This window comes from Janthinobacterium aquaticum (assembly GCF_009208565.1).
In the GTDB taxonomy this organism is placed as follows: Bacteria; Pseudomonadota; Gammaproteobacteria; order Burkholderiales; family Burkholderiaceae_D; genus Janthinobacterium.
Genome location: NZ_WFLK01000006.1, coordinates 101,153 through 117,161, shown reverse-complemented (window position 1 = coordinate 117,161; position 16,009 = coordinate 101,153). Strand labels below are relative to the sequence as shown.

16 protein-coding genes are annotated in these 16,009 nt (G+C 60.7%); 10 read left to right on the top strand and 6 right to left on the bottom strand.

Going from position 1 to position 16,009, the window contains the following annotated elements; genetic code table 11:
- Positions 1 to 12 precede the first annotated feature (12 nt).
- From GCM43_RS11725 to cheY, 9 genes are all read left to right on the top strand, one after another.
- Positions 13 to 561 (top strand): chemotaxis protein, encoded by a 549-nt coding sequence (locus tag GCM43_RS11725; RefSeq protein ID WP_152244402.1) that lies wholly within the window; start codon positions 13 to 15, stop codon positions 559 to 561.
- A gap of 84 nt (positions 562 to 645) precedes the next feature.
- A complete protein-coding gene (locus GCM43_RS11720) occupies positions 646 to 1,011 on the top strand; it encodes a response regulator (RefSeq protein WP_152244400.1) in 366 nt (121 codons plus the stop codon).
- Between the two features lie 43 nt (positions 1,012 to 1,054).
- On the top strand, positions 1,055 to 3,235 hold the full coding sequence (gene cheA, locus GCM43_RS11715; protein WP_152244398.1) for a chemotaxis protein CheA: 2,181 nt from the start codon (positions 1,055 to 1,057) through the stop codon (positions 3,233 to 3,235).
- 27 nt (positions 3,236 to 3,262) lie between these two features.
- Entirely contained in the window at positions 3,263 to 3,760 is a 498-nt protein-coding gene (locus GCM43_RS11710) for a chemotaxis protein CheW (RefSeq protein WP_152244396.1), read from the top strand.
- Between the two features lie 112 nt (positions 3,761 to 3,872).
- Positions 3,873 to 5,579, top strand: a complete 1,707-nt coding sequence (locus GCM43_RS11705; RefSeq protein ID WP_152244394.1) for a methyl-accepting chemotaxis protein — start codon at positions 3,873 to 3,875, stop codon at positions 5,577 to 5,579.
- A gap of 68 nt (positions 5,580 to 5,647) precedes the next feature.
- Complete coding sequence (locus GCM43_RS11700) at positions 5,648 to 6,520, top strand: CheR family methyltransferase (RefSeq protein WP_152244392.1); 873 nt, start codon at positions 5,648 to 5,650, stop codon at positions 6,518 to 6,520.
- A gap of 9 nt (positions 6,521 to 6,529) precedes the next feature.
- The gene (cheD, locus tag GCM43_RS11695; RefSeq protein WP_152244390.1) at positions 6,530 to 7,138 is read left to right on the top strand and encodes a chemoreceptor glutamine deamidase CheD; all 609 of its coding nucleotides are present in this window, start codon (positions 6,530 to 6,532) and stop codon (positions 7,136 to 7,138) included.
- A 41-nt stretch (positions 7,139 to 7,179) separates the two neighbouring features.
- Entirely contained in the window at positions 7,180 to 8,259 is a 1,080-nt protein-coding gene (locus GCM43_RS11690) for a protein-glutamate methylesterase/protein-glutamine glutaminase (RefSeq protein ID WP_152244388.1), read from the top strand.
- Between the two features lie 148 nt (positions 8,260 to 8,407).
- Positions 8,408 to 8,806, top strand: coding sequence for a chemotaxis response regulator CheY (gene cheY, locus GCM43_RS11685; protein ID WP_026132837.1), 399 nt, complete (start codon positions 8,408 to 8,410; stop codon positions 8,804 to 8,806).
- 82 nt (positions 8,807 to 8,888) lie between these two features.
- Here cheY and GCM43_RS11680 read toward each other — a convergent pair whose 3' ends face one another.
- The 6 genes from GCM43_RS11680 to metG all read right to left on the bottom strand — a co-directional run bounded on the left by GCM43_RS11680 (position 8,889) and on the right by metG (position 14,747).
- Positions 8,889 to 9,629: an SDR family oxidoreductase gene (locus tag GCM43_RS11680; protein WP_152244386.1), complete on the bottom strand. Its 741-nt coding sequence runs from the start codon at positions 9,627 to 9,629 to the stop codon at positions 8,889 to 8,891.
- A gap of 315 nt (positions 9,630 to 9,944) precedes the next feature.
- Positions 9,945 to 10,784, bottom strand: coding sequence for a pantoate--beta-alanine ligase (gene panC / locus GCM43_RS11675; RefSeq protein ID WP_152244384.1), 840 nt, complete (start codon positions 10,782 to 10,784; stop codon positions 9,945 to 9,947).
- A gap of 56 nt (positions 10,785 to 10,840) precedes the next feature.
- A complete protein-coding gene (locus GCM43_RS11670) occupies positions 10,841 to 11,743 on the bottom strand; it encodes a segregation and condensation protein A (protein ID WP_152244382.1) in 903 nt (300 codons plus the stop codon).
- 17 nt (positions 11,744 to 11,760) lie between these two features.
- Positions 11,761 to 11,970, bottom strand: coding sequence for a DUF3460 family protein (locus tag GCM43_RS11665; protein WP_152244380.1), 210 nt, complete (start codon positions 11,968 to 11,970; stop codon positions 11,761 to 11,763).
- A gap of 119 nt (positions 11,971 to 12,089) precedes the next feature.
- Positions 12,090 to 12,569 (bottom strand): GNAT family N-acetyltransferase, encoded by a 480-nt coding sequence (locus tag GCM43_RS11660; RefSeq protein ID WP_152244703.1) that lies wholly within the window; start codon positions 12,567 to 12,569, stop codon positions 12,090 to 12,092.
- Positions 12,570 to 12,578: 9 nt separating this feature from the next.
- Positions 12,579 to 14,747, bottom strand: a complete 2,169-nt coding sequence (gene metG, locus GCM43_RS11655) for a methionine--tRNA ligase (protein WP_152244378.1) — start codon at positions 14,745 to 14,747, stop codon at positions 12,579 to 12,581.
- A 146-nt stretch (positions 14,748 to 14,893) separates the two neighbouring features.
- Between metG and apbC the strand changes: the two genes are divergently transcribed.
- Positions 14,894 to 15,982: an iron-sulfur cluster carrier protein ApbC gene (gene apbC, locus GCM43_RS11650; protein ID WP_152244376.1), complete on the top strand. Its 1,089-nt coding sequence runs from the start codon at positions 14,894 to 14,896 to the stop codon at positions 15,980 to 15,982.
- Positions 15,983 to 16,009 lie beyond the last annotated feature (27 nt).

The window sequence follows — 16,009 nt, the reverse complement described above, 5'->3', positions numbered from 1 at the left end:
AATGAGACCTTTATGACAAGAAAGAAAATACTTGGCTCGCATGTAAAGCGCCTGTTGTCCGGCGTGTCGGACCATGGCCGCAAGCACTTGACGGAGGTGGAAACCGACCTGGTGCAGACGGGCATCTTGCTGGAAGAGGCGATAGAAAAGCTGTCCTTTAATTTCATGGCCATCCATGCGGCCGTGGCGGCGCAGCACGATACGATTGCCCTGCTGCTCGACGGCGGTGCGCCGACCGCCGAGCAGCGCGCGACATTGCTGGGACTGCAGGACGAGGTGGGCGGCTATGTCAATGCCGCCATCACCAGCATGCAGTTCCAGGACATGACCAGCCAGCTGATCGACCGTACCCTGAAACGGGTGACGGGCTTGCGCGAATTTCTCGGCACGCTCGGCTCGCATGGCGCAGAAATGACGCCGGAGAGCAATAACGAGGAAATCGTGGCCCAGCTCGGGCGCGTCAGCATGGCGCTGGCGATCCAGAGCCTGGAATTGCGCAGCGTGCTGCGCAAGGCGGTCAGCCAGCAACATCTGGAAAGCGGCGACATCGAGCTGTTCTAGCCATCGTGCGGAACGCTTGCAGTTGCATGGATTACTAACTAATACATATCCGGGCGCGCAGCCCGGGAAACAGTGGGAGCAAAGATGGCCAAAACAATACTTGCAGTGGATGATTCGAGCTCATTGCGCCAGATGGTGGCATTCAGCCTGAAAGCCGCCGGTTACCAGGTGGTGGAGGCCGTCGACGGCCAGGACGGCCTGGAAAAGGCCAGGAACCAGACGGTCGACCTGGTGCTGACCGACCAGAACATGCCGCGCATGGACGGCCTCGAACTGATCAAGCTGCTGCGCGAGCTGCCGACCTACCAGAAGGTGCCCATCCTGATGCTGACCACCGAGTCGTCCGACGAGATGAAGGCCAAGGGCCGCGCCGCTGGCGCCAACGGCTGGCTGGTCAAGCCCTTCGATCCGCAGCGTCTGATCGAGGTGGTGAAAAAGGTGATCGGCTGATGCCAGCCGCCGCGCGCAACGTTGCAATGGACGGAGTCACCTTATGACCATCGATATAAGCCAGTTCTTCCAGGTCTTCTTTGACGAAGCCGAGGAGCTGCTGGCTGAAAAAGAACGGCTGCTGCTGGCGGTCGATATCGCCGCGCCCGATCCGGAAGACCTCAATGCGATCTTCCGCACCGCCCACTCGATCAAGGGCGGTGCATCGACCTTTGGCCTGTCCGACATGAGCGAGGTCACGCATATCCTCGAGTCCTTGCTTGACCGCATACGCCAGGGCCAGATGGCGCTGACGGCTGAACATGTCGACGCCTTTCTGGCGGCCAAGGATGTATTGAAGATGCAACTCGACGGCCATCGCCTCGGTACGCCGGTCGACCAGGATGCGGTGGCCGACGTGCGCATGCTGCTGCAGTCGTTCTCCACCGACGTGCCGGTAGCGGCACTGACGCCAGTGGCGCCGGCCTTCCATACGGCTGAAAAGGAAACGGTCAGCCATATCGGCGGCGAGCGTTACCGGCTTGAACTGCCGGCGATGGATGCGCGCGAAGTCGAGGCGCTGGCCGCCGAACTGGGCCTGATGGGCGACGTGGCCGTGTCCACGCTGCCCGACGGGCGCAAGGTGCTTGACGTCACCACCCATGAAAGCCTGGACGATATCGTGGCGATCTGCTCGTTCGTGCTCAATCCGGACGATATGGTGGTCACGCATCTGCCACCGGCTGCCTCGCTGGACGCGGCCCGCGCGGCGCAGGAAAAAGCCCAGGGCTACGGCTTCTTCGAGCCGCTTGAGGCCGGCGTGAAAAGCGACGCCGAGCAGGGTTATGGTTTCTTCCAGCCACTCGAGGAAATCCGCGCCGCGGCCGGCAACCAGAGCGATGCCGAACGCGGCTATGGCTTCTTCCAGCCGCTCGAACAGATCCGCGCCGACGCCGCCCAAGTGGTGGCGACGGCGCCGGTAGCAGTGGCAGCGGTTGCTGCACCTGCCGAGCACGAGAAAAAGCCGGCCAAGAAGGAAACCGACAAGGCCGGCGCCGAATCGTCGTCGATCCGCGTGTCGATCGAGAAGGTCGACCAGCTGATCAATCTGGTGGGCGAACTGGTGATCACGCAGGCCATGATCGAGCAGCGCGCCGGCGCGCTCGACCCGATGCTGCATGAAAAGCTGCTCGACAGCGTCAGCCACCTGACGCGCAACACGCGCGACTTGCAGGAAGCGGTGATGTCGATCCGCATGATGCCGATGGACTTCGTGTTCTCGCGCTTCCCGCGCATGGTGCGCGACCTGGCCAGCAAGATGGGCAAGAAGGTCGACTTTATTACCAATGGCGCGGCAACCGAACTCGATAAAGGTCTGATCGAGCGTATCGTCGATCCGCTCACGCACCTGGTGCGCAACAGTATCGACCACGGTGTCGAGCTGCCTGCTGCGCGCGTGGCCGCCGGCAAGACCGAAGCGGGCCGCCTGTTCCTGTCGGCCAGCCATCAGGGCGGCAATATCATTATCGAGGTGTCCGACGACGGCGCCGGCCTCAATCGCGAACGCATCCTGGCCAAGGCCGCCCAGCAGGGCATGGATGTGTCGGAATCGATGACCGACGCCGAAGTGTGGCAGCTCATTTTCGCGCCAGGCTTTTCCACCGCCGAAGCGGTCACCGATGTATCGGGCCGCGGCGTGGGCATGGATGTGGTCAAGCGCAATATCAGCGCCATGGGCGGGGTGGTCGATATCCGCTCGGCCAAGGGCTTTGGCACCACCATTTCGATCTCGCTGCCGCTGACGCTGGCGATCCTGGACGGCATGTCGATCCGCGTCGGCGAGGAAGTGTACATTCTGCCGCTGGGCTTTGTCATCGAATCGCTGCAGCCGGCCGTTGAAGACATCAAGGAGATCAGTGGCCGTGGCCAGGTGGTCAAGGTGCGCGGCGAATACCTGCCTTTGATCCCGCTGTACCAGATGTTCGACATCACGCCGCGCTTTACCAACCCGTCCGAAGGCATCTGCGTGATCCTCGAGACGGAAGGGCGCAAGGCCGCGCTGTTTGTCGACGACCTGGTCGGCCAGCAGCAGGTGGTGGTGAAAAACCTCGAATCGAATTACCGCAAGGTGGTGGGCATTTCCGGCGCCACCATTCTCGGTGACGGCGGCGTGTCGCTTATTCTCGACGTCGCCGCCCTGATCCGTTCCTCTCGCCAGCTTGCTGACGAGTCCATTTTTTCGTAACACAGATAGCAGATAGGAAAACACATCATGTCAGAACTTCAACAAACTACCGCAGGCGACGGCAAGGACATCGCCGGCCGTGAATTCCTCGCTTTCACGCTGGGCTCGGAAGAGTACGGCATCGATATCCTGAAAGTTCAGGAAATCCGTGGCTACGAAGCGGTCACCCGCATCGCCAATGCGCCAGAATTCATCAAGGGCGTGATCAACTTGCGCGGCATCATCATTCCGGTGGTCGACATGCGCATCAAGTTCAATCTGGGCACGCCCGTGTATGACCAGTTCACCGTGGTGATTATTCTCAACATCGGTGGCCGCATCGTCGGCATGGTGGTTGACAGCGTGTCCGACGTGACCACCCTGACGCCCGAGCAGGTCAAGCCGGCGCCGGAAATGGGCACCGCGTTTTCGACCGACTACATGATTGGCCTGGGAACCATCGACGAGCGCATGCTGATCCTGGTCGATATCGACAAGCTGATGTCAAGCAGCGAGATGGGCCTGATCGACAAGCTCGCCGCTTAAGGTGACAGAAACGTAGGTCGGATTAGCGGGGCACAGCCCCGCGTAATCCGACCTGCACAGGCCACAAGGTCCACAGAGACCAGGCCAAAACCAATAAAACGGGGAGACTGCAATGGCATTGCGCAATTTTAAGATTGGTACGCGGTTAGGCATTGGTTTCGGCAGCATCCTGGCCATTTTGATGATCGTGGTGGTCGCGGCCAACACGCTCAATTATCGTAACAAAGCGCAGCTGCTGACGGGGCTGGAACTGGCCAGCGAGAAGAACACGCAGGCGGCGGCAATGAAGAGCGCAATGCTGGAAACTGGTATTTCCATGCGCAATATCGGTCTGCAAAGCGACGTGGGCCTGATGCAGGCCGAAGAAGGCAAGGTAGGCAAGTCGCGCAAGCTCTACGAGGGCGCGCGCGACAAGCTGGCCACGCTGGGCCTGTCTACCAGTGAAAAGACACTGCTGGCCAATATTGCCGCGCTTGATCGCGAGGTCGACGGCGCCTTCAAGGAGGCGATGAGCCAGGTGCTGGCCTTTAACAGCGAAGGCGGCGCCAAGATTATCGCCAAGCGCATCGACCCGCTGAACCAGAAGATGCTGGCCGATATCAACCAGCTGCTGCAGTTGCAACAGCAGGCGCAGCAAAGTTTCATGGCCAGCTCGCTCGAAGGCGACAAGCAGCTGATGCTGGTGCTGCTGGTGCTGGGCGGCGTCGCCGTGCTGCTTGGCGCCTGGTGCGCGGTGTTCATCACGCGCTCGATCACGGTGCCGTTGTCGGGTGCGGTGGCGGTGGCGCAGCAGGTGGCCGCTGGCGAACTGACGGCGCATGTGGCTGTACAGGGGCGTGACGAAACGAGCGCGCTGCAGCAGGCGCTGCGCGACATGAACGACAGCCTGGTGCGCACGGTGAGCGCCGTGCGCCAGGGCACGCAGGCCATTACCGTGGCCTCGGGCGAGATTGCCAGCGGCAATGCGGACCTGTCGGCGCGTACGGAAACGCAGGCCAGCTCGCTCGAAGAGACGGCCTCGTCGATGGAAGAGCTGACGTCGACGGTCAAGCAGAACGCCGACAATGCGCGCCAGGCCAACCAGCTGGCGGTGTCGGCGTCGTCGGTGGCGCAGCAGGGCGGCAGCGTGGTGTCGCAGGTGGTTGACACCATGGGCGCAATCAAGGACAGCTCGCGCAAGATCGTTGATATCATAGCGGTGATTGACGGCATTGCGTTCCAGACCAATATCCTGGCGCTGAACGCGGCCGTGGAAGCGGCGCGCGCCGGCGAGCAGGGCCGCGGCTTTGCGGTGGTGGCCACCGAAGTGCGCAACCTGGCCCAGCGCAGCGCAGCGGCGGCCAGGGAGATCAAGGGCCTGATCGGCGATTCGGTCGAGAAGGTCGATACCGGCAGCCGCCTGGTCGACGAGGCAGGCCAGACGATGGAGCTGGTGGTGACGTCGATCCGCCAGGTGGCCGATATCATGGGCGAGATCACGGCCGCCACGCAGGAGCAGAGCCATGGCATCGAGGAGGTCAACCAGGCCATCTCGCAGATGGACGAGATGACGCAGCAAAATGCGGCGCTGGTGGAACAGGCTGCGGCAGCGGCCGAAAGCATGCAGGAGCAGTCGCTGCGCCTGGCCGAGGCGGTCAGCGCCTTCAAGCTGGCCGGCGATGGCGCCATGGTGCAAAGGGCGCCACTGCCAGCGGCGCCGCCGGTAGCGGTTGTTGCCAGGGTCGCCGTTGCGGCCCCGAGGCCAGCGCCGAAGGCGGCGCTGCCGGCAGCAGAGAAAAAGCTGGCGGCGGCCGGTGGCGACGATTGGGAAGAGTTCTGACGGCGCCAGGCCCCGCCAGATGAATTGCAAAGGCATTGTTCAGCGTAGTGATAGAAAGGTAATAACAAATGCCGCAAACAAAAACGGATTCAGTCAAGGAATTTGACTTTACCGGCAAGGATTTTGAGCGGGTCCGCGCCATGATTTACAAGCGTGCCGGCATTGCGCTGGCCGACAGCAAGCAGGAAATGGTCTACAGCCGCCTGGCACGGCGCCTGCGCGCCACCGGCATCTCGTCGTTCGTGCGCTATCTCGATGAACTGGAGGCGGGCCATATGGCCGATGAGTGGGAGGCGTTTACCAATGCGCTGACCACCAACCTGACCTCGTTCTTCCGTGAAGCGCACCACTTTCCGCTGCTGGCCGACCATGTGAAAAAACTCAGCGGCCCGATCACCATCTGGTGCTCTGCCAGCTCGACCGGTGAGGAGCCGTATTCGATCGCCATGACGGTGTGCGAAGCGTTCAATACCCTGACGCCGCCGGTGACCATTATTGCCACCGATATCGACACCAATGTGCTGGCCACGGCCGCCAACGGCGTGTATGGCCTCGACCGGCTCGATAAAATGCCGCCCGAGCGCGCGCGCCGGTTTTTCCTCAAGGGCAAGGGCGACCGCGAAGGCCAGGTACGGGTGCGCCCTGAACTGCGCCAGATGATCACCTTCAAGCCGCTCAACCTGCTGGCCGACAGCTGGCCGCTGACTGGCCAGTTCGATGTGATCTTCTGCCGCAATGTGATGATTTACTTCGACAAGGCCACCCAGCGCAAGATCCTGTCGCGCTTCGTGCCGCTGATGAAGCCCGATGCGCTGCTGTTTGCCGGCCATTCGGAGAATTTCCTGTACGTGTCGGAATCGTTGAAGTTGCGCGGCAAGACCGTCTACGAGCTCGACCAGCCTCGCGCCAGCGCGTCCAAAGCACCGTCGCATCGTATCTAAGAGTCAATTATGAGCCTGGAACCCAGAGAGCAATTCGCCACCAACGTCTATTACGACCGGACGTTCAATTGTGACGCCGCCAAGATCCTGCCCGGGGAGTATTACTTCACCAACAAGGACATGCTGATCGTCACCGTACTGGGCTCTTGCGTGTCGGCCTGCATCCGCGACCGCGTAACGGGCCTGGGCGGCATGAACCATTTCATGCTGCCCGACGGCGGCAGCGACGCCAGCAGTCCGATTTCGGCCTCGATGCGCTATGGCACCTACGCCATGGAAATTCTGATCAATGATCTGCTCAAGGCCGGCGCGCGCCGTGAAAACCTGGAAGCGAAAGTGTTTGGCGGCGGCGCCGTGCTGCGCGGCTTTACGGCCATTAACGTGGGCGAGCGCAATGCCGCCTTTGTGATCAATTACCTGAAGGCCGAGCGCATGCGCGTGGTGGCCGAAGACCTCAATGACATCTATCCGCGCAAAGTGTACTTTTTCCCGCGCAGCGGCAAGGTACTGGTCAAAAAACTGATGCAGTCGCATAACGATACGCTGGTCCGCCGCGAACTCGATTACGCGAGCCGTCTGAAAGTGGCGCCGGTCGGCGGCGCCGTCGAACTGTTTTAATCAGGATAGTTAGGCGGGCTGTTTGTCCGCAAGGGGAATGCATGAAAATTAAAGTACTGATCGTCGATGATTCGGCGCTGATACGCAGTGTGATGTCTGAAATCGTCAATAGCCAGCCCGACATGGAAGTCGTCGGCGTGGCGCCCGATCCGCTGGTGGCGCGCGACCTGATCAAGCAAACCAATCCCGACGTGCTGACGCTCGACGTCGAGATGCCGCGCATGGACGGCCTCGATTTCCTGGAAAAGCTGATGCGCCTGCGCCCGATGCCGGTGCTGATGGTGTCGTCCCTGACCGAGCGCGGCTCGGAAATCACCATGCGCGCGCTGGAACTGGGCGCGGTCGATTTTGTGACCAAGCCGAAGATTTCAATCCAGAGCGGCATGCGCGAATATACCGACATGATTTCTGACAAGATCCGCGCCGCCTCCAAGGCCCGCATCCGCGCCCGTACCATCGCCCCGCACGGCGCGCCGGCCGCGCCAGGCACGGCGCCGCTGCCGATCCTGCGCAATCCGCTGCTGTCGTCGGAAAAACTGATTATCATCGGCGCCTCGACCGGCGGCACCGAAGCGATCCGCGAATTCCTGATGCAGATGCCGTCCGACTGCCCCGGTATCCTGATCACCCAGCATATGCCGGAAGGCTTTACGCGCTCGTTTGCCAAGCGCCTCGATTCGCTGTGCAAGATCTCGGTGCAGGAAGCAGCCGGCGGCGAACGCGTGCTGCCGGGCCACGCCTATATCGCTCCTGGCCACTCGCACCTGACCCTGACCCGTAGTGGCGCCAACTATATGACCAAGATCGACCAGGGTGAGCCGGTCAATCGCCACCGTCCGTCGGTCGATGTGCTGTTCCGTTCTGCGGCGCAGTTTGCCGGTAAAAACGCGGTCGGGGTGATCCTGACCGGCATGGGCAAGGACGGCGCACAAGGCATGCTGGAGATGAAGAACGCAGGAGCGTATAATTTCGCACAGGATGAAGCCAGTTGCGTGGTGTTTGGCATGCCGCGCGAAGCGATTGCGGTGGGTGCCACGCACGAGGTTGGCGCGTTGACGGCGCTGCCTGGCATGGTGCTGGGTTACCTGGCAGCGCATGGCATGCGCGCATTGCGCGTGTAAGCCACGTTTTACTATGATATGGGGCAACTTTGTTCGCCTAAAAGCAACGAAAATGCTATCCTACGACTTGCTGCCGTAGTGTCGACCATAATGTCGGCATTCATGTCGATATTATTAACAAACCGCTACAGAAACAACGGAGTTATTCATGGCTGATCCAAAGATGAAATTTTTAGTCGTTGACGATTTTTCGACGATGCGTCGCATTGTCAGGAATCTGTTGAAGGAACTGGGTTACGCCAACGTCGACGAGGCAGAAGACGGTGTGATGGGCCTGGCTAAGCTGCGCGCGGAATCGTTTGATTTCGTGGTGTCGGACTGGAACATGCCCAATATGGACGGCCTGACCATGCTACAGCATATCCGCGCCGACCCTGCGCTGGCGAAGCTGCCGGTGCTGATGGTGACCGCGGAAGCGAAAAAGGAAAACATTATCGCTGCCGCGCAAGCTGGCGCCAGTGGTTACGTGGTCAAGCCGTTCACGGCCGCCACGCTTGATGAAAAGCTGAACAAGATTTTTGAAAAACTGGAAAAAGCCGGCGCGTAATTCGTCAGGCTTGACCAGAAAAAACGCCGCCGGTTTGCACTGGCGGCGTTTTTGCTTTTATATTACTGATGAGCTTGCTTGCCTAGACCAAGCCGCCATTGGCGCGCAGCGTCTGGCCATTGATCCAGCGCGCGTCCGGGCCGGCCAGGAAGGATACCGCTGCGGCAATGTCGTCGGGCGTACCCAGCCGTTCGAGCGGCGCCATATTGGCCAGGCGCGCGATGGTTTCCTCGGTTTTGCCATCCAAAAACAGGCTGGTGGCGGTCGGGCCCGGTGCGATGGCATTGACGGTAATGTTCTTGCCGCGCAGTTCCTTGGCAAAGATATTGGTCATGGTTTCCACCGCGCTCTTGGTGGCCGCATAAATCGCGTAGCCGGGCAAGGCCAGGCCGATCACGCTGGTGGAAAAGTTGATCACCGCGCCGCCCTGGTGCAAACGTGCAGCGGCCTCGCGCATGGCGTTGAAGCTGCCCTTGACGTTGATGGCGAACAGGCTGTCGAAGGTGGCGTCATCGGTTTGTGCCAGCGTCGGCAGCGAGGACGGCAGGATGCCGGCGTTATTGACCAGCACGTCGACGCTGCCAAAGGCTGTTTCGGCGGCATCGAACAGGGCCTTGACTTCGGCGGACCTGGCCACATCGGCCTTGACGGCGATGGCCGCGCCCCCATCAGCCTTGATGGCCGCCACCAGCTCTTCGGCCTGCTGTGCGCTGCTGGCGTAATTGATGACGACCTGCATGCCGTCGCGCGCCAGCCGGCGCGCAATGGCTGCACCGATACCGCGCGAGGCGCCGGTGATAATCGCTGTCTTGCCTGGTTTCATGGATACTCCCGTTTGCGTGTGGATAAGGGCTTATTGTCGTCTTTATCGGCGGGGCGATAAAGACGGCGGCGCTGGTATCACTGTGCAATGGGGCATAACAATGAGGGGAGATGAGCCCGGCGTAGGTCGGATTAGCGCTGCGCGCGTAATCCGACAATACCCGCGGCCGTGGCAACGCCCTCAAGCGTCAACAGTGTTGTCGGATTACGGCCCGAAGGGCCTAATCCGACCTACCGTCCTATGCAATGGGCAATAGCAATGGGACGGGTTTGACGCCGGAAATCGGTGGCCGTAATCCGACAACACCGCGCCCTGTCAGATTTCCAGATTATCGATCAACCGCGTCTGGCCCAGCTTTGCTGCAGCGAGCACCACCAGCGGCTCGCCGGCAACCAGTTCGGCGCTATCGGGCGCTTGCAGATTGATGCGCTTGCGTACCGAGATATAGTCGGGCGTCCAGCCGCGACCGCTCAGGGCGGCCATGGCGGCCTGTTCCAGCTCCGGCACGGCCAGGTTGCCCTTGCGTACTTCTTCAGCGACAAAGTTCAGGCCTTTGTACAGCTCGGGGGCTTCGGCGCGTTCGGCTGGCGACAGGTACATATTGCGCGACGACAGCGCCAGGCCGTCGTCGGCGCGCCAGGTTTCGGCGGCGATAATATCGGTCGGCATGGCCAGCTGGCGCGCCATGTTACGGATGATCATCAGCTGCTGGTAGTCCTTCTTGCCGAACACGGCCGCGCGCGGCTGCACGCAGGAAAACAGCTTGGTCACCACCGTGCAGACGCCCTCGAAGAAGCCGGGACGAAACTCGCCTTCCAGCGTATTACCCAGGCCGTCAGGCGGGCGCACGCGGTATTCCTGCGGCTCCGGGTACAGATCTTTTTCAGTGGGCGCAAACAGTACATAGACGCCTTCCTTTTCCAGCTTTTCCACGTCGGCCTGGAAGGTGCGCGGGTATTTGTCGAAGTCTTCGTTGGGGCCGAACTGCAGGCGGTTGACAAAGATCGAAGCGACTACCGGGTCGCCATGCTTGCGCGCCAGGCGCATCAGCGACAGATGGCCTTCATGCAGATTGCCCATGGTGGGCACAAAGGCCGTGCGCAGCTGTCCGCTGAGTTGGTCGCGCAATTCTTCGATGTCGGAAATAATTTTCATGGATTGCTTTCGCTAAAACCCCGTTGTACGGTGGTCAGTGACAAAGGGAGAGGGTGTCAGGCCGGCGAATAGGCCAGCCGGACGTAGATGGGGGCAAATGGTTCGGCCTGGGTAATTTCAATCAGCGTTTCCTTGGCCAGCTCCAGCAGCGCGACAAAGTTGACCACCAGTACCGGCACGCCGCCGGCCAGGTCGAACAGGTCGCCAAACTCGACAAAGCGCGCGCTTTGCAAATGGCGCAGGATGCTGGTCATGTGTTCGCGCACCGACAGCTCCTGGCGGCTGATGCGGTGATGCTGGGTCAGCTTGGCGCGCTTGAGCAGGTCGAGCCAGGCCTGCTGCAGGTCGACGGCATCGACCTCGGGCCAAGTTGGCGTCAGGCTTTGCTCGATAAAGATCTGGGTGCGCACGAAGTCGCGCTCGAACTGCGGGATGGTGTTGAGGTCGTAGGCAGCCAGCTTGATCTGCTCGTATTCGAGCAGGCGGCGCACCAGTTCGGCGCGCGGGTCGCCGCCATCTTCCTCGACATCGCTCTTGCGCGAAGGCAGCAGCATGCGCGACTTGATCTCGATCAGCATGGCCGCCATCAGCAGGTATTCGGCCGCCAGTTCCAGATTGCTGACGCGGATCTGGTCGACATACTTCAGGTATTGCAGGGTCACCTGCGCCATCGGAATATCGAGAATATTGAAGTTCTGCTTGCGGATCAGATAGAGCAGCAAGTCGAGCGGACCTTCAAACGCTTCCAGGAAGATTTCCAGCGCATCCGGTGGAATATACAGATCCGTCGGCATGCGCAGCAGCGGCTCGCCGTACAGGCGCGCTATCGACTGCTCTAGCGGATCGGCCTTTGGTGCGGCCTCAACGGTAGCCGTGTTGCCTGCTGCGGCGGGTTCGGTCCCGCCTGCAGATCCGACTACGGCCTCGCCTGCGGCGAGCGCCGGCTCTTCAGGCAACATCGTACCGGTCCGGGCAATCAGTTCTTGTTCTGGTAGACGTAAGCCTGTTGCTTGATGGCCGAGGCCATCTGGCGCTGCTGCTCATCGAGGCTCACTGGCGGCTTGTCCCACAGCAGGGCGCGGCCGGCGCGCTGGCCTTCTTCGATGGCAGGATTCTTGGCCTTCAGTTCGTTGATGAACTGAGTATGGTCCGAAACATAGTTCATGTGTTTTGCAGGCATTTTCATAGTGGCTTTTCAGTAAGGTCAGCAGGCCACATTTTACCGCGCCGACAGGGCAAGGCGTTACTTTCTCTGCCTGTCGACCGGGAAATTGTGGGAAATAAGCAATAAATCTGTGGATGCCGTCAGTAGCGCAGCAAACGCCGCATCACCGATGGTGCCGGTTCCGCCGGATTGGCGTGCGAATAATCGAGCTCTTCGGCCAGTTCAAAGCCGAAAGCGGCGTAAAAATCGATCAGCTTGCCTTGGTCGGCGCGCACGGCCAGGCGCAACTCTTCGGCCTGGCAGGCCAGTGCGTGGTGGATCACCGCTTCGAGCAGATGCTGCGAACAGTGCTGGCCGCGCCAGGCCGGCAGCACGCCCATGCGCGAGATTTCCCACACGGCAGGATCGCTGTCGAGCGGGGTCCAGCGCAGCGAACCGGCTGGCGCCTCGTCGATCAGCAGCACGAAGGCGCCGCCGTGGCGCAGCTGCTGCGCCACCTGCTCGGCCGTTTCGCGGTGGCCGCTGGAGCTGGCCGCTACCTTGCCAGCCCAGGCGGCGCGGGTCATGTCGGCGATCAGGGTGCAATCGTCCAGCACCGCTTCGCGCACCACGATCTGCATCATCGCTCCTTAACGGATGCGCATGCCAGGTTCCGCGCCTGGCCATGGGTTGAGAATGTAGATGCCCGGGTTGGCTTTCTCGTCCGCAGCCGAGGCTGCCATCACCATGCCTTCGGAGACGCCAAACTTCATCTTGCGCGGCGCCAGATTGGCCACCAGCACGGTCAGCTTGCCGACCAGCTCTTCCGGCTTGTAAGCCGAGCGGATGCCCGAGAACACATTGCGCAGGCGGCCTTCGCCGGCGTCCAGCGTCAGGCGCAGCAGCTTGTCGGAGCCATCGACCAGTTCGCAGTTGACGATTTTTGCAATCCGCAGGTCGACTTTCAAAAAGTCGTCGATCTTGATTTCCGGCGCCAGTTCCTCGATGGCTGAAGCCGGCGTGCTGGCTGTCAGGGCCGGCGCTGCCGGCTTGGCGTCGTTGGCTGCCTCTGCTGCCGGGGCTGCCACGGCAGCTTGCGGCGCATCGAACAGCGCTTCGATCATCTTGGCATCCATGCGCGTCATCAGGTGGCTGTAAGCGCCGATGGTGCGGCCCAGCATGCGCTGCGAGACGGCGTCGCCAAACACCTGCGTGTCGGCCCAGGTGTAGGCTTCGTCGTTAAGGAAGGTCGCCACATTGGCGGCCACGCCCGGCAGCACTGGCGAGAGCAGGATGGTCAGCTGACGGAACAGGATCAGCGCCGTGGTGCAGACGTCATGCAGCTCGGCGGTTTTTTCGGCGTCCTTAGCCAGTATCCAAGGCTTGTTTTCATCGACATACTGGTTGGTAATGTCGGCAATTTCCATGATTTCGCGCAGCGCCTTGCCGAACTCGCGGTTCTCGAAGTGCTGGGCGATGCTGTCCTGGCGCTCGATGACCACGCCATTGTGTTCGTGCGTCAGCGCGCGCGCAATCCACGACTGCGAGTGTTCCGACAGGCTGTCGGCCAGCTTGCCATCGAAGCGCTTGGCGATAAAGCCGGCGCAGCGGCTGGCGATATTAACGTATTTGCCGATCAAATCGCTGTTGACGCGGGCCACGAAGTCGTCGCCGTTGAAGTCCAGGTCTTCCACCTTGGAATTGAGCTTGAAGGCGATGTAATAGCGCAGCCATTCCGGGTTCATGCCCAGGTCCAGGTAGCGCAGCGGCGAGATGCCGGTGCCGCGCGACTTCGACATTTTTTCGTTATTGACCGTCAGGAAGCCGTGTACGTTGACTTTCAGCTTGTCGATCACCGGGTGGCCGGCAAATTTGAGCATCGCAGGCCAGAACAGCAGGTGGAACGACACAATATCTTTGCCGATAAAGTGGATCTGTTCGGTCGACGGATCGTTGAGGAAAGCGTCAAAGTCGATGCCGTGCTTGTCGCAGTAGTTTTTCAAGCTGGCCAGATAGCCGACCGGCGCGTCCATCCATACATAGAAGAACTTGCCCGGTGCGTCGGGAATCGGGATGCCGAAGTAGGGCGCATCGCGCGAGATATCCCAGTCGGCCAGCTTTTCACCGGCTTCACCCAGCCATTCGCTGACCTTGTTGACCATTTCCGGCTGCAAACGGCCAGGCGTGTTGAGCCAGGCTTTCAGAAACTCGAAGCAGCGCGGGTCCGACAGCTTGAAGAAATACTGTTCGGACGGCTTCATCACCGGCGTGGCGTTGGTAAAGACCGAGAACGGATTGACCAGGTCGGTTGGCTGGTAGGCCGCACCGCATACTTCGCAGTTGTCGCCATACTGGTTCTTGGCGCCGCATTTAGGGCATTCTCCCTTGATATTGCGGTCGGCCAGGAACATGCCCTTGACCGGGTCGTAGAAACGGTCAACGGTCTTGGTGACGATCAGCCCGGTATCGCGCAGCTTGCGGTAGATCGATTGCGACAGGTCGACGTTTTCCGGCGAATCGGTCGAGTACCAGTTATCAAAAGCGATATGAAAGCCATCGAGATATTGTGCGCGGCCGGCGGCGATATTGGCCACGAACTGCTGCGGCGTGATGCCTTCTTTTTCGGCGGCAATCATGATCGGCGTGCCGTGCGTATCGTCGGCGCCCACAAAGTGCACTTCACGCGCAGCGTCGCCATCGCGTTGCATTCGCTGGTACCGGACCCAGATATCGGCCTGGATATATTCCATGATGTGGCCAATGTGAAAAGCGGCGTTTGCGTAAGGCAGGGCAGTGGTGACGAACAGCTTGCGAGTCATGATTGATGCACTTTTGGTTAGAGAAACAGCCATTTTACCAGCGGAAACGACATAAGAGCAGATGGCCGGCGCATAAGGCTTGCCTGCAGCCGCATCGCGGCCGGCAAATATGCGCTAGACTTCGGGCATTACACATGGAGAATGTCATGAGCATCACTGTAGAAGACGTCAAAGCGGCACTGTCGCAAGTCATCGACCCCAATACCCAGAAAGATTTTGTATCGAGCAAGACTGTCAAAAACCTCAAGGTGGACGGCAATGATATCTCGCTCGATATCGAGCTTGGCTATCCCGCCAAAAGCCAGATCGACCTGATCCGTAAAGCCGTGCTGACGGCCCTGCGCGCCTTGCCTGGCGTGGGCAATGTTAGCGTGGGTGTGTCGTCGAAGATCATCTCGCACACGGTGCAGCGCGGCCTGAAACCGATGAGCAATGTGAAGAACATTATTGCTGTCGCTTCCGGCAAGGGCGGCGTGGGCAAATCGACCACCGCCGTCAATCTGGCGCTGGCATTGGCCGCCGAAGGCGCCACCGTCGGCATGCTCGACGCCGATATCTACGGCCCGTCGCAGCCGATGATGCTGGGCATTAGCGGCCAGCCGAAAACGCTGGACGGCAAGAGCATGGAGCCGATGGAAAACCACGGCCTGCAGGTGTCGTCGATTGGCTTCATGATCGATCCGGACGAGCCGATGGTCTGGCGCGGCCCGATGGTCACCCAGGCGCTGCAGCAATTGCTTGACCAGACCAACTGGCGCGACCTCGACTACCTGATCGTCGACATGCCGCCAGGCACCGGCGACATCCAACTGACGCTGTCGCAAAAAGTGCCGGTGACCGGTGCCGTGATCGTCACCACCCCGCAGGACATCGCGCTGCTCGACGCGCGCAAGGGCCTGAAAATGTTTGAAAAGGTCGGTATTCCGATCCTGGGCGTGGTGGAAAACATGAGCACCCATATTTGTTCGAACTGCGGCCACGCCGAAGAAATTTTCGGCGCCGGCGGCGGTGCGAAAATGTGTGCCGACTTCGGCGTCGAATTCCTGGGCGCCTTGCCGCTGACCATGGCGATCCGCCAGCAGACCGATTCCGGCTCGCCGACCGTGGTGGCTGAACCCGATGGCCCGGTTGCCGTGATCTACAAGCAGATCGCCCGCACCATCGCCATCAAGGTGGCGGAAAAGGCCAAGGATATGACCAGCAAGTTCCCGACCATCGTCGTCAAGAACGACTGATCAGGTCGGTAGGTCGGGTAGGTCGGG